17 protein-coding genes and 1 pseudogene are annotated in these 19244 nt (G+C 40.8%); 1 reads left to right on the forward strand and 17 read right to left on the reverse strand.

Annotation, left to right across the window (positions count from 1 at the left end; genetic code table 11):
• Positions 1-244: 244 nt before the first annotated feature.
• The 8 genes and pseudogenes from GD631_RS18805 to GD631_RS18840 all read right to left on the reverse strand — a co-directional run.
• On the reverse strand, positions 245-1057 hold the full coding sequence (locus GD631_RS18805; protein ID WP_143259641.1) for a hypothetical protein: 813 nt from the start codon (positions 1055-1057) through the stop codon (positions 245-247).
• 44 nt (positions 1058-1101) lie between these two features.
• Entirely contained in the window at positions 1102-1590 is a 489-nt protein-coding gene (locus GD631_RS18810) for a hypothetical protein (protein ID WP_223225899.1), read from the reverse strand.
• Between the two features lie 37 nt (positions 1591-1627).
• Positions 1628-3196, reverse strand: coding sequence for a hypothetical protein (locus GD631_RS18815; RefSeq protein ID WP_223225900.1), 1569 nt, complete (start codon positions 3194-3196; stop codon positions 1628-1630).
• Positions 3197-3349: 153 nt separating this feature from the next.
• On the reverse strand, positions 3350-4513 hold the full coding sequence (locus GD631_RS18820; RefSeq protein ID WP_143259637.1) for a hypothetical protein: 1164 nt from the start codon (positions 4511-4513) through the stop codon (positions 3350-3352).
• Positions 4514-4631: 118 nt separating this feature from the next.
• Positions 4632-5591, reverse strand: coding sequence for a Bf21 family immunity protein (bfi2, locus tag GD631_RS18825; protein ID WP_143259635.1), 960 nt, complete (start codon positions 5589-5591; stop codon positions 4632-4634).
• Positions 5592-5711: 120 nt separating this feature from the next.
• Positions 5712-6776 (reverse strand): toxin-antitoxin system YwqK family antitoxin, encoded by a 1065-nt coding sequence (locus tag GD631_RS18830; protein WP_143259633.1) that lies wholly within the window; start codon positions 6774-6776, stop codon positions 5712-5714.
• 371 nt (positions 6777-7147) lie between these two features.
• Entirely contained in the window at positions 7148-7888 is a 741-nt protein-coding gene (locus tag GD631_RS18835) for a TetR/AcrR family transcriptional regulator (RefSeq protein WP_143259632.1), read from the reverse strand.
• 137 nt (positions 7889-8025) lie between these two features.
• Positions 8026-8469: pseudogene (locus tag GD631_RS18840) on the reverse strand (site-specific integrase); the annotation flags it as partial.
• Between the two features lie 232 nt (positions 8470-8701).
• Here GD631_RS18840 and GD631_RS18845 point away from each other — a divergent pair.
• Positions 8702-9391, forward strand: a complete 690-nt coding sequence (locus GD631_RS18845; RefSeq protein ID WP_143259630.1) for a Crp/Fnr family transcriptional regulator — start codon at positions 8702-8704, stop codon at positions 9389-9391.
• Between the two features lie 151 nt (positions 9392-9542).
• Here GD631_RS18845 and GD631_RS18850 read toward each other — a convergent pair whose 3' ends face one another.
• The 9 genes from GD631_RS18850 to GD631_RS18885 all read right to left on the reverse strand — a co-directional run bounded on the left by GD631_RS18850 (position 9543) and on the right by GD631_RS18885 (position 19182).
• A complete protein-coding gene (locus GD631_RS18850) occupies positions 9543-10823 on the reverse strand; it encodes an alginate export family protein (protein ID WP_143259628.1) in 1281 nt (426 codons plus the stop codon).
• Between the two features lie 29 nt (positions 10824-10852).
• Positions 10853-11644, reverse strand: coding sequence for a cytochrome c biogenesis protein (locus GD631_RS18855; RefSeq protein WP_143259626.1), 792 nt, complete (start codon positions 11642-11644; stop codon positions 10853-10855).
• A complete protein-coding gene (locus GD631_RS18860; RefSeq protein WP_143259624.1) occupies positions 11641-12876 on the reverse strand; it encodes a cytochrome c biogenesis ResB family protein in 1236 nt (411 codons plus the stop codon). The genes GD631_RS18855 and GD631_RS18860 overlap by 4 nt, the downstream gene beginning before the upstream one ends.
• Positions 12877-12888: 12 nt before the next feature.
• Entirely contained in the window at positions 12889-14370 is a 1482-nt protein-coding gene (gene nrfA / locus GD631_RS18865; RefSeq protein WP_143259622.1) for an ammonia-forming cytochrome c nitrite reductase, read from the reverse strand.
• A 39-nt stretch (positions 14371-14409) separates the two neighbouring features.
• Positions 14410-15009: a cytochrome c nitrite reductase small subunit gene (nrfH, locus tag GD631_RS18870; protein ID WP_143259620.1), complete on the reverse strand. Its 600-nt coding sequence runs from the start codon at positions 15007-15009 to the stop codon at positions 14410-14412.
• Positions 15010-15102: 93 nt separating this feature from the next.
• The gene (locus tag GD631_RS18875) at positions 15103-15594 is read right to left on the reverse strand and encodes a DUF4625 domain-containing protein (protein ID WP_143259618.1); all 492 of its coding nucleotides are present in this window, start codon (positions 15592-15594) and stop codon (positions 15103-15105) included.
• Positions 15591-17750: a TonB-dependent receptor gene (locus GD631_RS18880; RefSeq protein WP_143259616.1), complete on the reverse strand. Its 2160-nt coding sequence runs from the start codon at positions 17748-17750 to the stop codon at positions 15591-15593. Before GD631_RS18880 ends, GD631_RS18875 begins: the two co-directional genes overlap by 4 nt.
• A gap of 85 nt (positions 17751-17835) precedes the next feature.
• Positions 17836-18150 carry a hypothetical protein gene (locus GD631_RS22360; protein ID WP_143259614.1) on the reverse strand — a complete coding sequence of 105 codons (315 nt, stop codon included), beginning with the start codon at positions 18148-18150 and terminating at the stop codon, positions 17836-17838.
• Between the two features lie 75 nt (positions 18151-18225).
• A complete protein-coding gene (locus tag GD631_RS18885; protein ID WP_143259612.1) occupies positions 18226-19182 on the reverse strand; it encodes a hypothetical protein in 957 nt (318 codons plus the stop codon).
• Positions 19183-19244: the final 62 nt, after the last annotated feature.

The following is a 19244-nucleotide window of genomic DNA, read 5'->3' on the forward strand; positions in this document are numbered from 1 at the left end:
TTTTTTATTAATAATTCCCTCTTGCAAATCCCGCATCGTTAATCGTTTATATTCTTGTTTTTTTCTCATGAACAGACCTTTTATGAAACCGGATATTTCATCTCCTTCTTCCGGGAAATAATCGTTAAAATGAAAATCATTCATTGTATCTCCCATTTAAAGGTTTTGTCAAAATAATCTCTGTATCGGGTAGAGCAGATAGGTCTGGGAGTTACTCCACGCAGGACTTTCCTATAGACGTTTATTAACAATCATAGGAAATAGAAGCCTTTGCGACACGAGTAATTATACCATTACCGGCTAAAGATGATAAAAACAATGTGATTGATTCTTCTTCGTAGTTTATATGTGAGTCAAATATTAAATCCAGTTTCCCATCTCCATCTATGTCACCGGCAAATAAAAGACGCAGTACTGAATCATAAAACTTATCGATATTAAAGAACTCCACTTCTTGTGAATTGTCTTTACAGAGAGTCATTTTATAATTACACCAATATGAATACTCTTTATTAGGTTCGTATTCTTCTTTATTTTCATCCGAAAGTTCTGCAAAAACACTGATAGTATACTTAGAAGAATTAAAGTTTATAACCATAGGCGTTTTAGGTGCAATATATCCCGTTCCTATAGGGATACTATCTACAATACCATTCTTTAAAGTAGGCATATTAATAAAGAACAGACTGTTTCTACCGCTTTTAATGTATTCACACTCCATCCCAAGGCATTCGTCTGTATAAGTGCTTACTGTATATTTTGCTCTATCTATACAATAATTCCCAGTAATAGTATCACGATAAAATTCTTTCCAACTGTTATTTATAATTTGGGATTCTTTACCTATCGTATATCTTCCTCCCGGAAGTAACATCTTAACACTATCAAGAGCGGTTTTCTTATCTATTGAGACATTATTCATACTATTCAGTGTATCAGACGCTATGTTTGTAACAATAGTATCGTTTGTGGGTGTTAAAGTGGATTTTCTGTTTGCTGCTCCAGAACAACTTAATAATAACACGAAAGTTATTAATGCGAAATAATTTCTATTCATCTTATCATTTTTTACAGTTATACATATCGGTTAATTAAATGATATTATTCAGAATAAACATATTTGTAATTATTAGGTGCTGAAGTAAATATATTATCTATTCCGTTTATACTATACGATCCATCGCCATAATAATCCCAATACACTCTTTTACTATCAATAAATTTATAGCTGACCACTAAGGAGTCTTTATCAAATTTTATGAATAGGTCTTTTCCTTTGTAGAAGTCGATGTCGAGGAATTGATACTCAACGTCTATTTCGTAACGGATGCCGGGCATTGAATCCTCTTCATTCACAAAATAGGATTCTCCCAATAGGTCCAGTATTTCCCGGTAGGTCATCCCTGTCTTCAAACGGTTATTTATCAAATCGTCAATCATAAACTTTCTGGAATAATAATGACCGCCCCATTCGTCCCAACCTTTCCGGTTGAATGGAACACAACGATGATGTGTACATCCCATTTGCACGCAAACAAACAGGGATAACACAAATACAAAAACTGCTTTGCTTATCTTTTCATTTGACATTAATCCCTCACTTCATATAATGCGATTCCATGATTAATCACCAACTTATCAGATAATCATAAAGCCGGTAAACTTTGCCTGCTTTCCATTCACGGCCATTAGGAGTATAGATACTGGAGCCTTGTTTGTCGATATTCATAAACATATCCTTTTTCCCGTCAGTGAAAAAAGCGAAAGGAATTGCCGGCATTCTCACCAGACGTGCTGTTGTATGCTCCAAATCCAAACCGCTTTTCCGCAATTCTTCTTGTATTTCTATCATGTATGCTATTTTATCCTCCATAATATACCACCTTCCATGCAGTCGTTCTTGTACATTGTCATCAATAATAAGGCACATATCGCATATGTCATATTCATCTGCATCAGGACTTCTCAGTGTCATATCTCCTTTTTCATTCCGTTCAAACTCCACAATACCGGATAGTCTTTTTGTTCTCCGCAATCTCGTTTCACCGGCAACAAGGGGGAGCTGTTCTTCATCTTCCGTCAGGTATCTCTCCTCCCATTCTATATTCCCATTCGAATGAAACGTCACAATAACGGATTTTGTCACTTTTTCCCTCCATCTCGCTTCACCATAATACGTAATATTGGGGCACAGCTCTTTGTCCTCCATCAGTTCCGTAAACTTCACGCCTTTTTCCATTTGGCGAGCCATATATGCTGTGGTGCTAAGTCCGTCTTTGAAATTGCTCTTAAACTCTTCAAAGTCCCAGCAAGGAAGGCAAGCCTCCCGGTTGATTTCTACAGAATCGGTTATACCGGTTTCATCGATTACTTTACCGTTCGGAATACGATAATAGAAACCGGCTTCGATTTTACCCCATACATCACCCGAGTTTTCCAAAGCATCCAGATTATGTGCAGTAATAAGGAACGGTTTCACCCATTTCGGTGTATACTTCTCTGCACTTTGAATATTAGACAAGCTGGATAGTTTTGACGCTTCCTCTCCAAGCACGCAATAGTCCAGTTCGAAGACGAGCCAATCGTGATATTCTTTTTTCCATCGCCATAGTGTTACGTCCAGACGTGGCTTGCCGTCTTCCATGTTGACAAGCCCGTTTTCATTGCCTGCCTCCGCAATGGCAAGTGTGTCTTTACTGCTGTTACTTTTGGCATATAACTGGATATATTCTTTCTTTGTTTCCCAGCGGTACAGTTTCCCGGGTCGTCCTTCAAAATCGGTTCCCTCCTCACAATGTGGTTTTCCATATTTCTTTGTGGCTGCTTTCACCAACTTGGCGAAACCTTCTTCGTCTGTTTCCCTCTTGCCTTTTACCTGCACTAATGTGCCTTGTTCTGTTGTTACCATGCTGAGGTCTGTAAAGTCAAATCCCCGGAAAGTGGCTTCCGTTCTTTTACTGCCTCCCTTGTTTCTGTAAGCCACCAAAGGCGGAAACAGTTCATCCGTTTCCGTATTGTAAAATTTGAGGGTATCTACTTTGTACCGCACTTCAATCTTCTGCTGTGTGGTATCTAAGAGGGAAGACATCATAGCGGCTACGTTTAGGTTGTAGTCCGGATTGTCTAAGTTGAAAACCTGTTTCCCTATCTGTGCCTTTGCGCAACCAACCAAGCCGAAAAGACTTGTTACTCCCATGATTATAACTGTTTTTAGTCTCATAACTGATATGTCAAATTAAAATTCCGTATTAATATTCATCTCCCTGATAATGTTTGCACTTAATTAAAATTTCCATCTCCAATTATTGTATCCTTGATAATAATCTAACGCTATCATAAAGATATCAGGTTATTTGATATATTTTACCTCCGCTGTGTTACTATCACAAAGAAAACAGTCGGTCAATACGGTGTCGTCGGGAAGTATGATATATTCCACATTTTCAGGAGCGAACAACTTAAATACAAATTGTTTTTTCCAGATGCCGATTAAGACCAAATCGTTATCATTCGGTATTTCTATTTCATGCTTCTGACAATACCATGACACTCTGTCATAATAATATACTATTCTGTGTTTTATTTTAGATAATCTCTGCTTAAACTCATCCGTACCATATATATAACCCATATAAGCATCTGTAACAAGTATGGTATTAGGATATATCGGTTTAGGGAATCCTTCTGCCTTCCGGCGTAAAAAGTCTTTCTCCCTGTAAGGATCGAAAGTGTCCCCTTGAGGTAACGGACGATTTTTATCCATATAGAGGACATAAAATGACCACCAGCCGGAATCATACGCACCAAGGACAGGAATGACAATTCCACTGTAAGGATGTGCAAAACCTAAGTTTCCGTTAGAATACCCCGGAATTACTTTTGAAAAGGGAATGGTACAACGTGGAAAAAACAAATGGCGGGGAAAAGTCACAGTACCCTTCATTCTGTCTAGTACAAAACGATGGGAAGGAGCAAGTAATCCGTTTAAAAGCAGAAAAAAAGAGGCTACTATTCCTCCACTTATGGGAGGTGAATAAAGATCACTAGATGGATCATTTATTTCTCGATAAATGACGATTATTCCTACGCATGAAAGAATCCCCCCGATGACTATCAAAGTACTCCGGATTAAGGAATTCGGATTGAAGACGAAAAATTTATCATCAGCTCTTTCTACATTCATGCTATCGGCAAGCTCAGCCGTTAATACAGTTGGAAAGGGATATATAATATGCTCCATCATTCTGCTTTTCCCCATCCATATCTTTGTTGCGATTAATACACCTACCAAAATCAGTCCTATTGACATCAAAAATATCATTCCGGATACGAAAAGTATTAATAGCTTACCCCATACATACTCAAAAATCCATAGCTCCTCATAAGGCCAATTGGTAAAGCGCCACATTCCATTACAACAAACCAAAAATACCGGAATTCCGCATAGCAATACAATGATGCCAAATATTATTCTGATTGTAGAGGGACGGTTTCTATCTGTTTCCATTTCCATACCTGTTTCTATTTTTTTCAAAAATCCCACACATCTTTACTGTCCGGAGATATAAATACTTGTTCTAATACAGTCTTTGCTTCGTGATAAAGAAGCCTTCTTGCATCTAAAGGTACATTCATCTCTTCCATATAGGGATTTCTTTCTCAATTTCAGTATGTTCCTGCTCCTTCTTATTTCTGTATTTCTCAAATTCCGGCATATCCGGCAATTCCTCTTCCTCCATGTATAGTTGTATGAAGCGGGCAAAACGTCTGGCTTTATCCATATCACCGTCCATCAAGAAAACTCCACTTAACAGACTGGGTGAATTGGAATTGGAAATTATTATACTTGACACACACCCCAGCGAACCAGGCCCCATGTAATAACGAATCGTGAGTTCAGCCTGACTATAAGGTATCGTTTCTTTTTTATGCAGCAGAAGTCGTCCTGGTATAGTTACGGTCCTGGAAACACGATCAAAAACAATCCGCCGCCAAGGCTGTAGAATGGCACTTATTCCTGGTGTCAGGATGAGCAAGTACAACTCAAGAAGCAGTAATGTACTTCCATAATCTTCAGTTGTAAGTTTTGAAGGAGTGGCATCTGCAAAATAGACCAGGGCTAAAAAGATAATAAAAAGGAGCAAAAACAGAAAAATCCTCGCCAATACGTCATCATTATCAATGACAATCTGTTTGTCATCACACCGGCTTAAATATTCAGGCTCTACCAAAGTTTCCGAAGAATCCGGCAAACATTGCGTATTTCCCGTACTTTCGCCATTTTTCAGAGGTATCCGGATAGCCAGATTCCGGGCTTCTTTAAACAGGATGTACATAAACAGGTAAATTCCACCGTTAATGGCTATCAATCCAAGCATGACGTTGGTGAAGGTATTACGTATATCTGACAGCGTGACGAATATAAGTAATGGGAAGAAAGATATAAATGTGCCCCACAACATGATATGGGATTTGCATATACGCCACCTTTCCTTTCTCTTTTTCTTTCTCCACTCAGCCTCTCTACGCTTGACATCGGCTATGATTTCACGCCTCGATTGCTTGTTGCTCTTTTTTTTCCGTTGCTTCATTTCATCTGTTTTCTTGTCATATATATACAGCTAAAGCCAACCAATTATTCAATTTGATATTTATCAAAAATGGTAAAATTGCCAAAATATTACCTGCTTGGAATAGGGATATTATAATATTTACTCTTTGTTACCATCCGAATCATATCTTTCAATGGTATTCCAGCCTCCGCCCTTACGCTCGGCAACCGATTTGAGCTTTCCGTTAGCGTAATACTCCTTGCGATAGACCTCGCTATCAGCTTCACAACGGCCCTCTTCCCGCAACTTTCCGGTATCAAAGTAACGTTTATATGCTCCTTCACGCTTACCGTTCTTGAAAGTATATTCCGATTTACATTGGCCTGATCCAAAATAAAATTCCTTTGTTACTCCGTTCAATTTGCCATTGAGGTAGTTTGACGACTTTTCAGGAGTGCCGTCAGTGAAATAAGTAATCTCTTCTCCATTCTTTTCATCGTTTCTGTAAGTGGTGGACTTTTCAGGCTTGCCGCCTTTACCATATCTAATCCAGACACCCTCTTTTTTGCCGTCTTTATAGCTACTTTTGCTACGGGGCTTGCCGTCTTTCCACGTTTCGCTCCACTGACCATCGGGCAAGCCGTTCTTATAGAAACTGATGCGAGTCACATCACCTACGTTGCCCGACAAATGTTCAGTCCATTTGCCATCGCGTTTACCGTCTTTATAACATTCGTCGAGCGTCAGAGTGCCGTCGCTGTCGTATCGGCGGTCATAACCATCTTCAATCCCTAACTTATATACTTTTTCTGTTTCAACTTTGCCGTTCGAGTGATATGTCCTGCTCACGCCATCCACTTTGCCGTCTATAAACGTTCGCTCACTTTGCACGGTCTGTCCGTCACCATAATAGCGCTTGTATAATCCATCCCTGTTTCCCTCTTTGTAACGGCACTCTTCAAGTAGTTTGTTCCCTTTGAAATGTCGGTAATTACCATGATACATGCCATCCTTAAAGTCAGCGAGAATGTACTCCGAGTGGTAGCCGTCAATCAGGCGGTGAGAGCCGTTGAGCGGGGTCTTTTCTTCATTATTCAAGCGAAAGAGCATCCGACCATCCCCATAGTTGATAACAGTGATTTCTTCTATTTGGTAAACTTTTTCCTGTGCCGTACTCGTAAGTACCATTACTCCGAAAAGGAGCAGTAACATAATTTTTTTCATATTTTTTTATTGTATTACTTGAGTTTCATTTAATTAGTGTATAGGTCTTTTGCCCGTCCAGGCAACCTGCAATTCTTGGTTGCTATAACAGGCTAATACTCAACCGACAAAAGTAATACAAATAAATTATAAGAAAAATATTTTGCTTATAAATATAATATATATTTTAATTATTATAGGATTTGAGCTAAATTAATATGCCTGTGATTCGGATGAGCACATAACTAAACGACCCTCAATCTATTGATTTATAACCGAATATTATTTCACCTGAATCCTTTTGAAAATGGAAACATGATTATCCCAATCGCATTGTACGAAAAAGGAATATAGCCATATTTGATATGGCTATATAAAAAGTTGTACCGTGGTTACTTTGAGAGCAACATTTTCAAGTCATTCTTGCTGATGCCCATGTATTTGCATACCTTTAGCTCGCTTATGCCGTCAGCCAGCATTTGCCGGACTGCGTTTCTGTCTCTTTCATACGCTTCCAATCTATTGAAAATGGTATCAGTCAAAAAGTCTATTCCCTCTGAAAAGGCTTTTTCTCCTTCCGGGGTATTAAAGTCTATCGTGCAGATTTGGGCACACTCCTTATGAAGTATCAAATAGTAAATTCCTCCGACTAGGATTGCAGCGATACTTTTAATATTTACTTTTGCAGGTTTAAACAGCGTTTCGTAATATGTAATCAAATTAAGGTTCATGACGTCTCGCGTTTCCGCCGTTCTTTTTGTGGTATCATTGACAACTGACATTTCGTAAAGCAACAGCTTTTGCATAACGGGATTATCTGACAAGTTCTTGAAGAGTATCTTGAGTGTTTCAGCGAAGAACTTTTTAGGTCCCAATACATTCAAGTTGGAAATATCGATGGCATTGTTTATCCAGAAGTCATATTGCTTGGCAAGTTTGTCATAGAGATTATCCATCGAACCGTATCTTCTATAGAATACGTTGGCTTCCACCCCTGCGGCTTTCGTCAAGGTGCTTAGATTGACATTGCCGAAACCCTGTTCCGCCACGAGTTTTTCGAGTTCGGACATTACATCCCTGTCTAATTGTTCATTAGTCCGTCTGTTTCGAGTTTTTTTCTCTTCCTGCTTCATTCTTATATTGTATTTATACTGGCTATATCTGCTTTTCTATAGATGGTTTTATTGCAAATATAGGTGTTTTACACTTTACAAGCAATATATTGGTGATAAAGATAACGCCAATGGTGGCTTGATATTTAGATAATAGACTAATTAATTTGCTTATTTATCCCTTCAATCATACTTGTATTATGGTATTCGTTTTTGCAGTTGGGATAGCAGGGAACGGGCAGCAGTTTGCCGTCTTTCGCCATACCCTCGTATTTCTCTATGATATGTTTGGCAACTTCCAACAGACGGATGTTACTTTCCGTACCCGTTTTCTGGCGTTTGGTCTTAATCCACAGATGACCGTCAAAGGATATTTCCAGATTCTCTTTCGTCAAGTGATACATGTCCGTCCAGCTTAACCCTGTGAATGTGCAGAAAATGAACAAGTCACGAATCAATTCATAGCTTTTCTTCTTGAACGTGCCGTTGATAAGCAGTGTGATTTCCTCTTTTGTCAGAAAGCCCCGTTTGGTTTCTTCTTTTGTGATGCTGTACCCGTAGAACGGATCACACTGTAGCCAACCGTTATTTAGCATTTGAAATCCATGTAACTCAGCACTTTGAAAACTATATTGCAATCATCTGCCTGCCAAAAGAAAGTAACGGGATAGTAATGTAACTTTGTCCTCACTTGGCTTTTTGTTGGTTTCGGATGGCGTTCTGTTCTGTTCTTTCTCTCGCCTAAATCGCTATTTGTCAGCCTTATTACTACGCTTTGCGCTAAGTCTCAATTTTAATTCATATCTTTGTTCAGGATACGAACAATATAATACAATGAAGAAAATACTACTGACTGACTCTCATAAAGATAAGCTGTTTCAAATCCCTCTTTTTCGGGATTTACCTCTGAATATCAAACTTTCTTTGCTTGAGAAACTTGAATTTGTTATCTATGCAGCAGAAAAAAAAGAGATTGTTGTAACCCAAGGTACCCCATGCAATAAATTATATGTATTATTAGAAGGAAAACTACGCACAGACATTATAGACGGACTTGGAAACGAAGTAATGATTGAATATATCATTGCTCCACGAACTTTTGCTACTCCTCACCTATTCAATACAAACAACACATTGCCAGCTACATTCACAGCCTTGGAAGACAGCATATTACTCATGGCAACAAAAGAGTCAACTTTCAAAGTAATCAGTCAGGATCCACAAGTATTACATAATTTTCTTTGCATAGCAGGAAATTGCAATATCTGTACCGTATCCCGCCTGAAACCTCTTTCACGCAAAACCGTACGGGAAAGATTCATTGTTTATCTATATGAACATAAGAAAAAAGATTCATTGGTGGTAAATATCATGCATACTCAATCCCAACTTGCCGAATACTTAAATGTATCACGTCCCGCCCTATCTAAGGAAATCAATAAGATGATTAAAGAAGGGCTTGTCACTATGGAAGGAAAACGAATAGAGATTTTAGATCAAATAACTTTAGAGAAATATCTGTAATAATCTATTCCATAACAATAAAGATAATTATCAGGGAAGTCCCTAAAACAAAAAATCATCCTTACTGCAATATGTGTAGTAAGGATGATTTTATAAACTCAAAACTTTTCAAAAATTCTCTCTCTATTTAATTCTTATTATTTCCTTGGGTTTACCATTTTACGAACAATATTTTCGGATTGATATTCAATGATACCCAACCCCAGTCCTGCCAGCTTTTATGATTACCTGTTTTCACAATATCCATTGTCTTCGTGCCACGCATAAAAGAATATCCGGCAGAGAGTTTCACATCTTTCATGATTGACCAGTTTATCTGATAATCAACTTCCGAACCTAATGATTTCTTTAAGTCCTGAACTTTAACTGCTGTACTAAAGTAATGGTAATTAAGTTCCATATCCACCTTGTCAGATAGACGGAAACGACCTCCGATACGAGCATCCATCAATCCCGGTGCATAACCATTTGCAAATGTAGAAGCATAAAAATAATCCATTGCTCCATAGAATTTATGATGGGTCCCATAAAGAGGATCAAAAGCCTTATACTTACCGCCATTTCCTTTATCACCGCTTAAATAATCAAAACTAACTACGGCTCCCCATGTCTGATTAAACGTATAGGCGGCTTGTATGCTTCCCATCAAAGCTGAAACTTTCTCCGCAGCTTTATTCTTACCCATCTGATAGTAGAAAGCACCATCCAGATTCCAGTTACTATTCTTATAAGTGAGGTAAGTACCCATTGTTTGTAAATAGCGGGTATGAGAATCATCCGTAGCTTTATCGCCCGTTTCCAATCCCAGATTCATAAACAATAAAGAAGCTCCGAACGGAACATTGTCCGCTTTATAATGATACCAGACAGTTTGCATATTCTTATAAGGCTGTCCGGTAGAAGAATCATAGTAAGTACCTCCACTTGTTCTATTGTCATTATTCTGGTTAAAAGCAAGAATCAGATGCACTTCATTATTTTTGTTAGCATATCCCAGCTTCAACGCATCGTGGTAACGACCCGCTACATTCCAATCCAGTCCTCCCAAAATACGTTCATCATCATAAATCAATGACTGACGTCCCAGTTGAGCAAAGAACCCTTCACCAAAGTTCAGTTTCGCCCAAGCCTCATTCAACATAAAACGCCCATTCTTCTCAATCTGCGGGTCTTGTCCCCAAACACCGACATGCTGTGCCGACATCTTTAGTTCCAGATCCGAACGTTTATAATCCATCGAGAGGCGTGCGCGGTTATTGATGAAAGAGGTAGGAGCTACCCCTTTATCCCGTGGAGTCAGTGCACCATTCCGATACTCCGCACGAGGTCTGATTTGCATAGACATCGTAAATTCATTCTCTTTCTCCGTGTTTTGTGTATATGCCATGCTTGGCAACAGCATAAGCAAGAATGACCAATAAAATGTTTTCATTGATATTGAAGTTTTAGTGATTCGATATTTCAATTTAAATTATAAGTATGCACACTGACTCCCTGTGCGGCCGGAAGGTAATTGATTCCATACCAGCACATTTGCAACAGGACAAATGATACTAACAGAATAATCAATGCAGGACGTGCCTTCAATGGCTTGCCTAATCTGAAATGGATATACACCAGATAAGCGAACCAGGTAGCTGCTGCCCAAGTCTCTTTCGGGTCCCAAGCCCAGTAATGCCCCCAGGCTTCTTTTGCCCAGATAGCTCCGGTAAGCATACCTAATGTCATAAATGCCAGACCTACATAGGTGAGGTTGTCACACAAATCCATCTCTTTCCGTTCAACCTCCTTCTTTTTGAACCAAAGCAGATAGACGGCCATCACCGTCGCCGCTCCCAACATAGCATAAGCAAACATATACACAATGACATGAAGGGCAAACCACGGGCTTTGCAAAGCAGGCATTAATGTCTTATTGTGAATCTCCGGTTTGAAGATATTGATACAGATAAAGACCAATGAAAGGATGCAACTGAAACTTAAAATCCATTTATACTTCCAGCGTGCATAGGTTATCAATCCCGCCAACGGAAGGAAGAAAGAATACCACAGCCGTGTCTCTCCCATTGTCCGCATCGGAGGACGTTCTAATGAAATCCACATTCCGATAATGAAGCTGAAGAAAATAGCCAGACCTAAGAAAGTAAATCCATAAGCCCATCCCGGTTTTGTACCTTTCCAGGCAGCAAAAGCTCCCAAAGCCCAACAAACCAGTGCAGCTATTGCAAATAGTATAAAGTATTCCCAACTCATGCTTTGTCCTCCTCTTTCCTCTTTTGTGCGCTGACAAACAGACAGATGGCTCCTGCCATCATCATTATAATTCCTGTGTAAACAACCGGCAACCACGGATCGCGAACCAACTCGAAAACACTGACATCGCTCCATCGTCCCTTTGTTTCATCGTAACTAAGTTGATAAATTTTCCAACCTTCTATCTCCATCGGACGGTTCACTTCAATGGTTCCTTCCGTGGTCGTTCCTTCTTGTGTGTAAATCTTCACTTCCGATGCAAATCGCTGCGGTTCCCGTTCCGGCATTACAATACTGGTTAAAGAATCCAGCCGGATTGCCTTATAGGGAAAAAGAAAACTACCACAGCTTACCCATCCCTCTTTGGTTGTTTGATTCTTCTGATTGACTGCTTTCAGATAGACAGCATAAGTCGCTCCCATCGAATAGAATTTTGTAAACTTCAAGGTATCTTCGGTAGCCATAGAAGCAGCCATCGGAATAGATTGCTCGATAGTTAGCTGCCAGTCCTGCAAGCTGCCATTTGTCACTCCCTCTTCCAACAATACATGTACAGGAGATTTGTCGGGAAGCGTACGGCCGGTTTCATTATCAATCAACATCAGTTTCGGAGGATATTCGTCGATAGTGAAATCCTTCAGTTCGATAGCCAACGGAAGTTCAATCAGTTGGCCTTTATCATCCGTAGCCCGCCATTCGGCACTTCCCATCCGGGTTGTCATTTTCAACCTTTGCATATCGGCATTTCCCAAAGTGGCTGTTATCAGTGCAATAAACAATCCGATATGATTCAGAAGGAAAGAAATCCTGCTGATCTTCAAAGAAAAACCGGTGCGAAGGATTGTCAGCCCCAAGGCGGTGACCATCCAAAAGTAGAGCAGGACAAAAGGCCAGGAAGAAATCATCTGCGAAAATCCCAGCAGATCAGCCGGAGCATGACCGGAAGGAGCTTGCCGGATCAGTCCCATCACCACCGTCATGCCGACCACCCACAATAGAGACGAGACAGCAGCGGAATAATGACTCAACCATCCGAATAAATAGACACGTTTGCGAAGAAGGTGCATGGCTACCAAAGCAATGATATAAACCACTAACACAATCACATTGACCGGACAGGCAAACAGGTCCCAATGTATGGCTCCCACTGTCATTTGCAGCAATAGCCCTATCACCAGTAATCCTGCGCCAATCACCAGCCCTTCTTTATAACTCCATGGTTTGCTCCACATATATAAATTCTCTTATTTCTGTGCCAGACGACCGTTTTCTTTCGCTTTCTCCAACCATGCCGGAACAGTTGTTTTCAGGAATTTCTCCTTAGCCGCTCTTTCAGCATCCATATCCAAGCCGATATATTCCTGTGCTTTTACCTTTGTTGAAATGTCCGGCATCGGAACATCTCCCGTATATCCGTTCTTTGCCAATACTTTAGACACAGCCAGACGGGCTTGCATGGCACGATCCAATCCATGAGAAAGAATTCTCTGAATTTCCTGCGGTGCATGGAAAGAACCTCCGTGTGAAGCTACTCCGAAATCCCAACGCCATTGTGCCTGACGAATCAGTGCGAGCACATCTTTCATCTGTGTTTCTGTGGCACCCTTGTCCCAGGCAAATTTAGCTTCGATATGTGCTTTTGCCAATTCCTGTTCCAGACGGTTACGGATTTCATTCGCTTTACGCTGGCGTTCGTACACATTATTACGCAAAGTCTCTTCACTTTCACGGTGACAAACCTGACAGGTGCGGTCAATCATAGCCAACGGGCTTTGGATATGGTGATCGCTGAATTTCACACCACCTTCACTCTTATACGGCATGTGGCAATCGGCACAAGAGACACCTCTCTGTCCGTGGATACCCATCTGACAAATCTCATAGTCAGGATGCTGCGCTTTCAGAATCGGAGTACGGCTCAATTTATGAATATAATCATAGAAACCGGCCTCATCATAATAAGCCTCCATATCTTCTACCGTAAAACCTTTGTCCCAAGGGAAAGTCAGGTATTTGCCATCCCCTTTGAAGAAATATTCAACGTGACATTGTGCACAGACCAATGAACGCATTTCTTGCGGAGTAGCTTTGGTGATGTCTTTACCCTGGCGTTGGAAAGCTTCAATCAAAGCCGGACGGCTGATATGAAGATTCATTGTTTCCGGGTCGTGGCAATCAGAGCAGCCAATCGGATTTACGATTTCGGCACCCATAGCTCCCCATTTATTATTATAGAAAGAATCAACACCCAATGCTTCCATCATACGGGGGACATCCGGACTTTTACAAGTCCAGCAGGTAGACGGTTGAGGACCATCTGTCGGGTTCACAGGTGCACCGGTACGTAATGATGCCGTAATATCTTCAATGGCATGCATGTGCCCCCGTGGAGTAGAATAATCTTTAGAGAAAGCGTAACCTGCCCATAGAATCACCATTTCAGGACGTTTTTCCAAGGCGTCCACCGCAATATTCCCATTAAATTCGCTTTCAAAGTCAGTCTTTGCAGTTTCCGTCCAAGTTTGATATTCACGGGGGAAATCATCCTTGAATAGTTCATTTCGCGCTTCAATTCCCTTGATGACGTTTTTACGGTTGTTGAAAATGCTGGCAACTTCCGCCCTCCGTTCCATCAACGCAGAAACGCATAATCCCAAAACAAAAACAACGACCATTGAGCCTCCGAACAACAGCCATCCTTGCCATGATTTTAATTTCTTTTCCATTGTATATCGGTTTTATTATTTTATTACGTATTTCATTTCCTATTTATCTTTATGATTCACCATCTTCCGAAGCCATTCGGGAACGGGCGATTCCGGAAGAGGAACAATAGCCCCCGGAGTGCCGGACAGAGAGTTTTTTCCACCATGAGGAACATCACGATGGCAATCCCAGCAAGCCTTGCCCTCTCCTACCTGTGACATCATATAATCAATCTTCCCCGTCTTCACAAATTCCGTATTGAGTTGTGTATGACAGCGAATACAATTATTCATTATCACTTCGGAACTGGCTTCATGAGCCTGAATCACCTGCGGCTCGCTTTTGGTAAGAAATGCAGCCACGTGTTTCATACCGTCCACCCCTTTAAAGGTCCATTTTTTCACAGCATTTTCATGTGGCACATGACAATCATTGCAGGTGGCATTCCGGGCATGTGAGCTATGAAACCAAGTCGCATAGTAAGGAGTCATAATGTGACAATTCACACATGCAGCCGGGTCATCTCCAAGATAGGTATGTGCCCGGAGCATGTACAGAAACAATGCTCCTCCACCCACAATAACACCGCCAATGATGACAGCCGCTACCTTCCATTTAAAAGAAGGAAAGAGTCGATTTATTATTGGAAACTTCATCATATGAAAAAGTATTTTTCACAAAAGTAAAGGATTGGAAACAAAAAAGGTGTAATAGATATTACACCTTTCAAAAGAAAAAATACGCACAGCTGTTTATTCGCCATGATGGTGGTCTTCATCTTCCACCTCATTGCTCAATTTAATATTGCGCGCGATATAAGATTCGTTGCCTGCGGCATCCGTGCAATAAACCATCAAATGATAATCCCCTGCAGTCGCATTGGCTGGTATTACAATATCGTGATGATGAATATGTGCTGTTTTCTGTCCCGACACATCATACGATCTGTTAAAACTAAAATCTACAGTTTCCTGTGCAACTCTACTATTACCGCCGTGTGAATGATGGTCGAAATTGCTATGAATTTCTATTTTATAAGATTTCAGCATGACGTCATCCGACAAATCCATCTCAAAATGAACTCCATGTTCGTTTCCAATCTCCAATGCCTGACCTTCTTCCGGTTCATGAAGTTCAATCAGAGGTTTGGTCGTATCACTGGAATCATCATTATCACAAGAGAAAAATACGAAAGTCACTGTTGCCAAAAGGCCGATCATTGGGAGATAAAATTTATTTTTCATTTCAGTAATTTTTTAAATGGAACTTTGATTAATAGCTGGAAGTTACGTCCCGGTTCGGGGATCTCAACTTTCCGGTAAAAACTAAGATGATTGTAATATCGGGTATTGAAAATATTCCGGGCGGTCAGGGTAATTTCAATTTCATTATTTCCACCTATCGGAATATTTAAGGATCCGCCCAAATGGAATAAGTTGGCTCCGGGTGTGCGGTCTTCGTTACGGTCTACACGATTTTGCCGGCCCATACTCTGCCACTCTGCATACAACATATATCGCTTCTTTTGCCAGGTCAATGTATTCCGCATGACAGATGGCGGCGAGAAGCTCAATGGAATATGCTCGTCACAATTATAAGTGTAAACGTATTCGGCGGAAATCCGATAATTGAAGTTGCGCAGAAAATGAACATCTACGGTGGCTTCAGTTCCTGCGAATAGTGCTTCCGCTCCGGTATAGCGATAAATTTGTCCGGCATGAGGTAACACAGACCACTCTCCGGTAGGACGCAGAAAGATGTAATTGCTGAACCAACTGACAAAGGGAGAAACGGAGAAAGAAATTCCCCGATACTTCAAGTGATAAGAGGCATCCAGTTGCCAGCCCTGCTCCGATTCTAAATTGGCATCTCCCTGTTCATGGCGGAAAGTGCCGTGATGTACTCCGTTGGCAGCCAGTTCATTCGCACCGGGCAGACGGAAGCTTCGCCCCACATTTACCTTTACCAAATGTCTGTCAGAGGGAGTCCACACCAGTCCCAGGGAAAGAGAATAATCACCATAGTGCTTTTTCACTTGGTGGCTGTTCCACTTATAAAGGTCTATCTGTTCCTGGGTATATCCCTGTTTTTGGAGATAGTCGGCAAGGTAAACATCTTCATGCGAAGAAATATTTATGTATCCGTAGTCATACCGAGCTCCTCCGCTGACGGAGAGCACATTGTTAGGTCTGTACGTTGTAAGCCAGAGCATACCGGTGGTGGAACGGTGATATTCGGGCAGTAAAAACGAATAGCCGGCAATGTCATTCCGTTGATGCTGTCCATCCCATCCCAATGTATGTTCCCATGAAGAAGATCCGATAAAACGAGCTTTCACAGAAGCGCTGAAGGTGTTCAGATTAAATGCGAGTTCTTTGTCGGGGTCTTTCTCCGGTGCGGGTTGCGAGCCATAGTGAGTATGGAAAGCACTCCACTCTTCACGGTGATTGTTCTGAAAGCCCAAATCACCTGACAGGATCAGTTTCTCCCACGCATATTGCTGATGTGTGGTCACCTTCAGGTGATTCACTTTGCTATAAGGCAATTCAATATTACGGCTGTCTCCATCATCTTCCACACGGGACGCATCGGGTATGCCATGCGCTCCGGGGAAGAAGCCTGTCTTTTGATAGACATTACTCACGGAGAAATTCGCTCTATATGCCCTTCGCTGATATTGGGTAAAGAGTCCGATATTGCGTTCAATGCCTGCTGTATTCTTCAGTTTACGCCCATATATGGGGATTCTCTGTGTCAGGTAGACAATAGAATCCGTAGGAATATGATAGTCGCCGAAGTGCTGTTCCGAATAACGGATATGAGAGTACCAGGCATTTTTCCTGATTCCCAGCATCAGTGATCCTCCCATTGTTCCATTGACCGATTTACCAAGCAGTGTGACATCTCCAAACACCCGATTATCCATAGGCACGGCCGGTGGAACGACATCTATCACTCCTCCCATCGCATCGCTGCCATAAAGTAATGAGGAGGGGCCTTTCAAGACATTGACCGCTCCTATATTGAAAGCATCCAGTTCCAAACCGTGATCGGCTCCCCATTGTTGTCCTTCCTGCTTGATTCCGTTTTCCAATACAACAATCCGGTTGAATCCCATTCCGCGAATCATCGGCTTGGAGAATCCCGAACCGATATCCATCGCTTGTACTCCGGGAATATTCTCCATCGCTTGCATGAAGTTTCCTGTAAAATGTTTGCGCAGAAAATCCTGATCTGCGACATCAACCGTAAGGGCAGACTTTTTAACTTGACGTTGCTGGTACGTTTCGGTCACCACAACATCAGGTAAAAGCATACTCTTGATTGAATCGGATTTCTGTGCATGGACGGATAAGGTTACAAATAACCCTATTACGCCCGAAATAATTCCGATACGCATCAATTACAATCTTTATTTAATGTGTAAAATGAGTGTGAGGACAGGTTACAGTGAATCTGTCTTCTTTGTAAATTTGAGTATGTAATTATGCGACAGGGGGTGCACGCAGTTGATGCGAATAAGTCCGTTTGCAAACGACCTTATCCTGGGTAACAATCAGCTCATAAGGAATGAGCGTCAGTATACTATGAAATTCTATGGGTTGAGGTTCAGTAAAAAGGGAAAGGGAGTACTTACATATCGCACAATCATCTGCATGATTCCGGGAATGTTCGGCATGAGAACATGACGTTTCATCCCCGCTTCCATGATAGTGAAAGGTCTTCACCGCAAAGAAAGGAATGAATGTCATGAATAACATCCACGCTATGTATACTCTTGCTTTTCTCTTATGATACATTCTCACCTAATTGATTATAATAGGATAGCGGAAGCAAATATAAGTGTATGAAAGTGAACGGACAAATTATCAGGCTTAATATGTGTTATCAACAATGGGATTCAACTCCTTTAACGTCCAAATCTCCTCATATTCATAAGCCTCTCCCGGCTTTAACTCGACCATAGGACTGTTTGGTTCCATTTCTAAGAATTCATCATTAAAATAAATCATATTAGGAAAGCATACCTGCAGATTATTATCATACCTCCCTTGCGGACAATACTTATTTTGTTTGATATACAAATAATCATTGAACTGATAGAAATAAATACCATTTATAGTATTGATCCCATATTTCTTCTGTTCATTCCCTCCGGGAAATGCTGTGAAATAATGATTCTCTACATGAATACGTTCCTGCAAGTGATGAGAAGGAATTAACGTATCTGCCGACAATGAAATCTCACTAAATCCTAATGGATATTGCGAATCAGGAATAGCTTTACAATAATAAACTCCGCCGGCAGGCAATAATGTACGTGTCCAGAAACAATACTCAACCACTGTATTTGAGATATTAGACATTCGCTGCTTAATATGCAGAACAGGTTGATTCTCCTCTAAATAATAAATTCGCTCTACCTGAATCCCCATTGCTTCTGAAGGATGGCTGACTAAGCGCAATTTATTATCTTCAATAAAAGTTTGATAAGGTCCTGCCCATATTGAATCATGGATATTCTCCGTTTTACGTTCATTACCAATATCAAACCTACCTGCATCAGGACTTCGCCTTGTTCGTATATAGTCCTCCACAGTCCACCCGTTTATAACGGAATCACTCCACAGTATATTATCTCCCCGGCTATCTAAGCCGAAATAAAGAATTTGTCCGCCATAAGTCGGATTAACAATTATAGAAACAACTCCGTTAGATAGTTTAAGGCAGTTCTCCCACCCTCTGTAAGAAACCGTATCCACCTCCTGAACCGGACGATGTGAACAAGATAAACAAAGAAAAAATAAAAGAACCAATAGTATATGTTTCATAAAAGCTCAGCCACATTGATTAATAAAAAATCCTTTGGAGAGGGCTCTTTAGCCCCTCTCCA

The sequence above is a fragment of the Bacteroides luhongzhouii genome (assembly GCF_009193295.2).
GTDB lineage: Bacteria > Bacteroidota > Bacteroidia > Bacteroidales > Bacteroidaceae > Bacteroides > Bacteroides luhongzhouii.